8 protein-coding genes are annotated in these 7,117 nt (G+C 30.5%); 5 read left to right on the top strand and 3 right to left on the bottom strand.

What is annotated here, in order from left to right; genetic code table 11:
- From Q0649_RS06335 to Q0649_RS06325, 3 genes are all read right to left on the bottom strand, one after another.
- Positions 1–1,142 (bottom strand): FAD-binding oxidoreductase (locus tag Q0649_RS06335; protein WP_298838958.1); only part of this gene is annotated, 1,142 nt, incomplete at its 3' end.
- 98 nt (positions 1,143–1,240) lie between these two features.
- Complete coding sequence (locus Q0649_RS06330; RefSeq protein WP_298838956.1) at positions 1,241–1,777, bottom strand: hypothetical protein; 537 nt, start codon at positions 1,775–1,777, stop codon at positions 1,241–1,243.
- Between the two features lie 24 nt (positions 1,778–1,801).
- Positions 1,802–2,032 (bottom strand): hypothetical protein, encoded by a 231-nt coding sequence (locus Q0649_RS06325; RefSeq protein WP_298838954.1) that lies wholly within the window; start codon positions 2,030–2,032, stop codon positions 1,802–1,804.
- A gap of 332 nt (positions 2,033–2,364) precedes the next feature.
- Between Q0649_RS06325 and Q0649_RS06320 the strand changes: the two genes are divergently transcribed.
- The 5 genes from Q0649_RS06320 (at position 2,365) to Q0649_RS06300 (ending at position 7,065) form a co-directional block, all read left to right on the top strand.
- A complete protein-coding gene (locus Q0649_RS06320; protein ID WP_298838952.1) occupies positions 2,365–3,057 on the top strand; it encodes a response regulator transcription factor in 693 nt (230 codons plus the stop codon).
- A gap of 109 nt (positions 3,058–3,166) precedes the next feature.
- On the top strand, positions 3,167–4,045 hold the full coding sequence (locus tag Q0649_RS06315; RefSeq protein WP_367179356.1) for a sensor histidine kinase: 879 nt from the start codon (positions 3,167–3,169) through the stop codon (positions 4,043–4,045).
- Between the two features lie 125 nt (positions 4,046–4,170).
- A complete protein-coding gene (locus tag Q0649_RS06310; RefSeq protein ID WP_298838948.1) occupies positions 4,171–4,917 on the top strand; it encodes an ABC transporter ATP-binding protein in 747 nt (248 codons plus the stop codon).
- On the top strand, positions 4,917–6,497 hold the full coding sequence (locus tag Q0649_RS06305; RefSeq protein ID WP_298838946.1) for an FtsX-like permease family protein: 1,581 nt from the start codon (positions 4,917–4,919) through the stop codon (positions 6,495–6,497). The genes Q0649_RS06310 and Q0649_RS06305 overlap by 1 nt, the downstream gene beginning before the upstream one ends.
- Positions 6,498–6,501: 4 nt before the next feature.
- The gene (locus Q0649_RS06300; RefSeq protein ID WP_298838944.1) at positions 6,502–7,065 is read left to right on the top strand and encodes a VanZ family protein; all 564 of its coding nucleotides are present in this window, start codon (positions 6,502–6,504) and stop codon (positions 7,063–7,065) included.
- The last annotated feature ends 52 nt before the right edge of the window (positions 7,066–7,117 follow it).

Genomic DNA, 7,117 nt, shown 5'->3' with positions numbered 1-7,117 from the left:
TCTGCGACCCATTCTTTATAGATGTCTGAATCATCATCCTTTTCAAAGTCTGCTGTTATTCCAATAATATATTCGGCCTTTCTATAGTAATATGCAGTGCTATTACAAGGTACTTCTTTTATTGTACCACCCAAAGAATATAGTCTAATAAAGCAATTATCTTCGCCAGGACTATTGTCCACGAACTGGACTAATTTTTTAATATTTTTTTCAGATAATGTCTTATATACAAATCTTCCAGTGGCTTTAAATCTATTTGGAGGCCCGTAAAAAGAAGCAATAGCTTTTACTGCAGAAATAAAAGGTACATATTCTATTGATGAAGCTTCTAATAAAGCAGGAAGCAATAGAAAGTCTTTTAGAATTTTTTCTGCTTCTAATTTATCTCCATAGAAAAATCCGTTTAAATAGATGCCTTCTTTATTAAAACCAGCGAAACAGCTAATTTTTTCAGTGGCAGTTTTAAAGAAACATTGCCAAAGGTCAAAAAACTCTTCCCTAGAGGCTTCATTCCATCTAAGCTGTATAACAGTAATTTTGTCCACTTTATGAATTTTAAAGGTATAAGATATTACTACTCCGAAATTTCCTCCACCTGCGCCTCTACACGCCCAGAATAACTCTGAGTTGATGTGATCATTTGCAATTATTAGAATGCCGTGTTCATTCACTAGTTGTATTTCTAAAAGATTGTCCGTAACTAAGCCGAAATTTCTACAGGATAATCCTATTCCTCCTCCCAATACTAAGCCAGAAATACCAACTGTAGGACATGTACCGCCATTGAAACCATAACCCTTATCGGCAAGTATTGAGTATATGCTCAAAAGATTTGCACCAGCCTGTATTACTGCAATATCATGTTTAGTATCTATATTAACTTCACTTATACAAGATATATCAATTACTAATACACCTGTACCTGTTGAATAACCTTCATAATTATGACCTCTGGTACGAACGCGAAGTTCTACGCAGTTTCTCGTGCACCATTTAATTGCATTAGATACATCTATATAATTATGACAATAAACAATAGCTAAAGGGAATTTGTTAATGTCCAGGTTGTATTCAAGTCTTAAAATAGCATATTCTTTATCGCAAGGGGTTATAACTTTACCTGTTAATCCTTGAAAATTCAAATTATCGCTCCTTTGTCAAAATAGTATTTAACACAAGTGTTCTTAGGTGTTTATGCTTAGTGTGAATTGGTGAAAATTACGTTACTTTAGTTATCAACTTATTTTCGATCGCCTAGATTGCAAAGAGCATATGAGAACAAGTTTACCAAAATGTTGGATGGACCGGTGCCTTGTGGTTGTTGACATACAAATTCTTTTGTTAGAGTATCTAAAATTACATGGCCACGACCAATGCTATATTCTGCTAAAACTGACCTCTGAATGTTATTGAAAGTTGCTGTCATTAGTACTGTGGAGTCTCGCGGCAATGTAATGACTTGCTCTAGGTTGCCGTGACATACAGAGCAACCACACTCCATATCGATATTATTGTTACTTAATTGTATTGGACAATTTGCAAAAGGATGCTTCAATGCCTTTTTAGTCAAGGTAAGATCTCGACATGGATCAGGAAATATTAAGTAAGGTGTACCTTTTGCACATGGGGCAATATAGCCACCGGATAATAAATTATCTCCCATATCTATAATTAAAACACCGCCAGCCCTTACAAATGCTTTCAAATTAGCTTGGGCATTTGGGTCATTTTCCTCTGCTGCGCTAGTTGCACTCCCTTCACTGTTAGATGGAATCAAAACAACTGCAGTATTACATGGAATTCAAACTGCAAGGTCGCTCACTGGGTGTATAAAATAGTCTGTTCCCAATATTTTTCCCAAAAATAACAGAGTAGCATTATTACGATTTTCACCGAACCAAGGGATATAGTTTTGATAAACGCAAATTATAGGGCTTCGTACCACCGATGTTTCGATAGGTGCTAATTCTGTTGTATAAATAGGATCCTCGGGAATATAATCAACTTCAGGGGTAGTAGTATTGTCGCTCATTATATTTGCTCCTTTTCTTTTTATTGTCATGTTGACATAATATCTTATGCTTATATAGCCAAAAGGTGTACAAGCATTTAATGACTTAAAAAATCTGATTGTAATTATGAATTTACTTTAGAGCATTACTATCACACCCTCAGTGAACACTCCTAAAGGAATAGGAAGCATAGCAATAATTATAAGACCTAACTTTTTAAACCCTTTACTATTATGATTTATCATCTACTTTTACATTTAAGTTCTTAAAATTTTGATATAATAGTATTATCAAAAATAATATATTTTCATTAGGTTGAGTTATTTATAGAAAATTGGAGGGATTATTTAGTATGGAATATAAGGTATATATTGTTGAAGACGATTTATCCATAAGCAATTTATTGAAAGATTATATAAAGAAATATGGATTTGCAGTTAAAATCGTTGAAAACTTTGATAATATAATGGAAGAATTTAATTTGTTTAATCCTGATTTGGTGTTAATGGATGTTAATTTACCTAAATTTGATGGATTCTATTGGTGCAGACGAATAAGAGAAATATCAATAGTTCCTATAATTTTTATATCTGCAAGGGAAAGCGGGATGGATCAAGTGATGGCACTTGAAAATGGTGCAGATGATTATATAACAAAGCCCTTTTCTTTTGAAGTTGTGTTGGCTAAGATAAAAAGCCATATTAGGAGAGCTTTTGGAAATTATTCTATTAATAATGATGAGCGAATTGTGGAATTAGATGGCTTAAAGTTTTATCCGGAAAGGCTAGAACTTAAGTTTAAAGAGAAAACTTTAATTATTACGAAGAAAGAAGGAATGCTCCTGGAATGTCTTATAAAAAGATATCCTAGAGTTGTTAGCCGCGAATATCTCTTAGAAAAAATGTGGGATGATATAGCTTTCGTTGAGGAAAATACTCTTAATGTAAATGTAACGAGATTAAGAAAAAGATTTCAAGAGTTTAATATTGAAAATGGAATAGAGACTGTATGGGGATTAGGCTATAAACTAAATAAAAACTGGTAGGATGTGTCAAGAAATGAAATTATTCTTAAAACACTATAAAACATATATATTTATATATTTCTTTAGTATCATTTTAACACCTGTTTACTGTGCCCTTAAAAAGTACATTGTGATTTCAGAAGTTATATATATAATCTTGTTTAATTCATTTATACTCCTATGTTTTCTAACTTGGGAGTACTACAAAACGAAAGAGTTATATGGATTATTTAAAAGAGGACTGCACTCAAATGAAGAGTCAACTTTAGCGATTGGAGACTCATTAATCTCAAAAAACGTATCAAAGCTTTTGCAGCAGCAGTATAAACTCTATGAAATTAAAATACGAGATTATAATAGAAAACAAAAGGAGCATATAACATTTATTAATCAATGGGTACATCAGATGAAGACCCCCCTTTCTGTAATACAGCTTCTACTTGAAGAATGTGACGGAGAGCCACGTGCAGAAAGCATTAGTGAAGAAGTTTATAAAATAAATACGAACTTAAACTTAGCCTTATATTTTGCGCGAGTTGATGCTTTTGAAAAAGATTTTGTTGTAGAGAAAATAAATTTACAACAGTTGGTTTTAAATACTGTGAATAAAGAAAAAAAGCTTTTTATAAAGAATAGGATATTACCCAAAGTAGACATTGATAGAACAATTGAAGTTTATACTGATGGAAAGTGGATGAAATTTGTATTAGAACAAATTATAACAAATGGCATTAAATATTCAGCAGGAATAGGTAAGGTATTAACCATACAAGCCTGTTTACAAGAAAAACATGTTGTGATGGAAGTTATTGATGAAGGTATTGGTATATCTGCTAAAGATATTAGAAGAGTTTTTAATCCTTTCTTTACTGGGGAAAATGGGCGCAAATATGGTGAATCCACAGGTATGGGCTTATATATTGTAAAAAAAACATGCGAAGACTTAGGACATAAAGTAGAAATAGAAGCTGAAGTTAATAAAGGTACTAAAATTAAAATAGTGTTTTAGATAAATTATTATTACTATCTCCTAACCTTACACACATGTAATAAAATTGTAAGGAAGTTAAATGGCTAGAATCCATTAAACTTATTATAATTAAATAAATAAGGTAGAGAAAAGGAGGGCTGAAAATGGAGATATTAAAAATTAGTAACTTAAGTAAAGTATATGGTAAAAAAGTGCTTTTTAATGCTATAAACGATATAAGCTTCAGCATAGAGGGTGGTGAATTTGTTGGAATAATGGGACCTTCTGGCAGTGGTAAAACTACCCTTTTGAATATTATTTCAACGATAGATAAACCTACTTCAGGAGATATCTTAATAAAAGGTAATAATCCCATAGGTTTAAAAGGAGAGGAGCTTGCACTATTTAGAAGAAGAGAGTTAGGATTTGTTTTCCAAGATTTTAATTTATTAGATACTTTAACAGTAGGCGAAAATATTATTTTGCCTTTAACTTTGGATAGTGTTCCAATAAAATCGCAAGACATGAAGTTGAAAAAAATAGCTCAAATACTAGGAATAGAAAAGCTATTAGATAAGAAAATATTTGAAATTTCGGGCGGGGAATGCCAAAGGACTGCTATTGCAAGAGCATTAATACATAGCCCTTCAATACTTTTAGCAGATGAACCTACTGGAAATTTAGATTCAAAAGCTTCCAATACTGTTATGGAGTTGTTTGTAGAAATAAACAAAGAAGAGAAAGTTACTACTATTATGGTGACTCATGATCCCTTAGCTGCCAGTTATTGTGATAGAATATTATTCATTAAGGATGGTGGTATATACAATGAAATTGATAAGAGTGGGAGTAGGCAACAGTTTTATCAACAAATAATTAATGTACTTTCACTGCTAGGAGGTTCTAACTAATGGATTTTATTACATTTGCATATAAAAATGTATCAAGAAATATTAAAGCATATTTTGCTTATTTCCTTAGTACTTGTATATCTTCAGCATTATTTTTTTCTTTTACAATGTTCTTATTTCATCCCAATAAAGGACAGTTTAAATCTTATATCGGAAAAGCGATTTTAGTAACAGAAATTATCGCATATCTGTTTCTCTTTTTCTTCGTGTTTTACTCTGTAAGTGTATTTTTAAAAAGTAGATATAAGGAATTTGGGGTTTTATATATAATAGGGATTTCAAAAAAACAGCTTTATAATATGATTTTCATTGAAAATATTATTATAAATGCAGTTGCAACCTTAGGTGGCATAATAATTGGATTGGTGTTTTCAAAAATATACTTAGTTATCATAGAAAGGTTATTAAGACTTAGTTCCTTAAGTTTTTATTTTCCTGTAAAAGCAATAGTTATAACGTTTGCATCCTTTATACTTTTAGGAGTATTTGTTTCACTTTTCACTTCTTTTATTATAAAAGAGAATGAGGTTTTAAAGCTATTAAAGGGTACAAAAGCTCCTAAAACAGAGCCTAAAACCTCTATATTTTTAGCTGTGCTTGGATTTTCTATGTTAATAATTGGATATTATAGTGCGTTAACTGTTAGCAAACAAAATCTTGATAAAATAATCTTACCCGTTGTAGTTATGGTTATATTTGCAACTTATCTATTGTTTTCTCACCTTAGTGTTTTTTTCATTAGATTACTAAAAAAGAATAGAACATTCTATTTAAAAAACATAAATCTCCTTTTAATATCAAACTTGTTTTATAAAATAAAAGATAACTCAAGGATGTTTTTCTTAATAGCAATAACCTCAACAGTAGCTTTTACCTTCATAGGGTCTAGTTTCGCATTTTGGAAGAATACTTTAGGAGATATTGAAAAAAGATATCCTTATGATTTTACCTATACTACTTTTGGCCAGTCGGCGAAGCTAAAAGAGGAGATTAATTTCCTTGAACATACTCTAAAAGAAGATAACTACGATTATAAAAAAGTTAAAATTGAAGATACTTATAATTTTCAGATAAAGGACTGGTCTGATACCTATAAAGTATATGATAAATATTTCGACAAATATGGAGATGATCAGTTTAGCTTATTATTATCTAAATCTCATATTTACGAAACTGAAAAGAGAGCTTATGGAACGATAATGTTTTTATCAATATTTATAGGAATTCTATTCTTTGTTACTTCTGGAAGTTTTATATATAATAAATTTTACATGGATGAAGAAGTCGATAAACAAAAATATGTGCAATTGAATAAAATAGGGCTTACATATAATGAAATTAAAAAAGTAGTCACACTTGAAATTGGAGTATTATTTTTACTCCCATATATTGTTGCAGTAATTCACTCCTCCTTAGCACTGACTGTATTAAAGAATGTCTTTAATATTAATGTCACAGGAGCTGCATTTCTTGTAATGGGTAGTTTTTTATTAGTTCAAATACTATTTTTTCTATTTATAAGAGAAAGATATTTATCGGAAATTAGAGATAGTTTAATAGATTTTAAATTTGGAGGTTAACGTAATGGAAAATTCTATAAGGTTCACAATTAATTCATGGACCATTCTTGTACCAATATTTCTGTTCTTTTTAACGCGTATTATATATCTAGCTAAATATAAAAATTTTAAATATACTTATGTGCAATATACTTTATTAACAACATTTGTTATTTATTCATTATGTGTTATTCATCTTGTACTGTTTCCAATTGACGTTAATATTGGACTTTATGCTAATCAATCACCCTGGTACAATTCCATAGATTTTATACCTATACTAACGATTGATTTAAAAACATTTATTTTAAATATTGTTATGATGATACCTTTTGGCATGTATTTACCACTAATAGCGAATAAAATTGATTCTGCAAAAAAGGTAGCCAAACTGGCATTTTTAGTTAGTCTATCAATTGAGATAATACAGTATATTATCGGTGCGACGCTAGGCAGTTTAAGAAGCTCAGATATAAATGATATTATTGCAAATACCATTGGGGCAGTATTAGGGTATATACTAATAAATAAATTATTGAAATATAAGTTATTTAAAAATATTCTGACTAATAATTACCCAAGGGTCTGACCCCATAGCCGTCAACCTAAGACAACTCAGTATTTGACCTAGGTCTATTTTA

It is taken from the genome of uncultured Clostridium sp. (genome assembly GCF_937920395.1).
Classification (GTDB): domain Bacteria; phylum Bacillota; class Clostridia; order Clostridiales; family Clostridiaceae; genus Clostridium_AD.
This window is presented reverse-complemented; position numbering and strand designations above follow the sequence as displayed.

Excerpts from the sequence above, each read along its gene's own strand:
- Q0649_RS06310 (WP_298838948.1), top strand. The coding sequence starts at position 4,171 with ATGGAGATATTAAAAATTAGTAACTTAAGTAAAGTATATGGTAAAAAA.
- Q0649_RS06300 (WP_298838944.1), top strand. The coding sequence starts at position 6,502 with ATGGAAAATTCTATAAGGTTCACAATTAATTCATGGACCATTCTTGTA.
- Q0649_RS06305 (WP_298838946.1), top strand. The coding sequence starts at position 4,917 with ATGGATTTTATTACATTTGCATATAAAAATGTATCAAGAAATATTAAA.
- Q0649_RS06325 (WP_298838954.1), bottom strand. The coding sequence starts at position 2,032 with ATGAGCGACAATACTACTACCCCTGAAGTTGATTATATTCCCGAGGAT.
- Q0649_RS06320 (WP_298838952.1), top strand. The coding sequence starts at position 2,365 with ATGGAATATAAGGTATATATTGTTGAAGACGATTTATCCATAAGCAAT.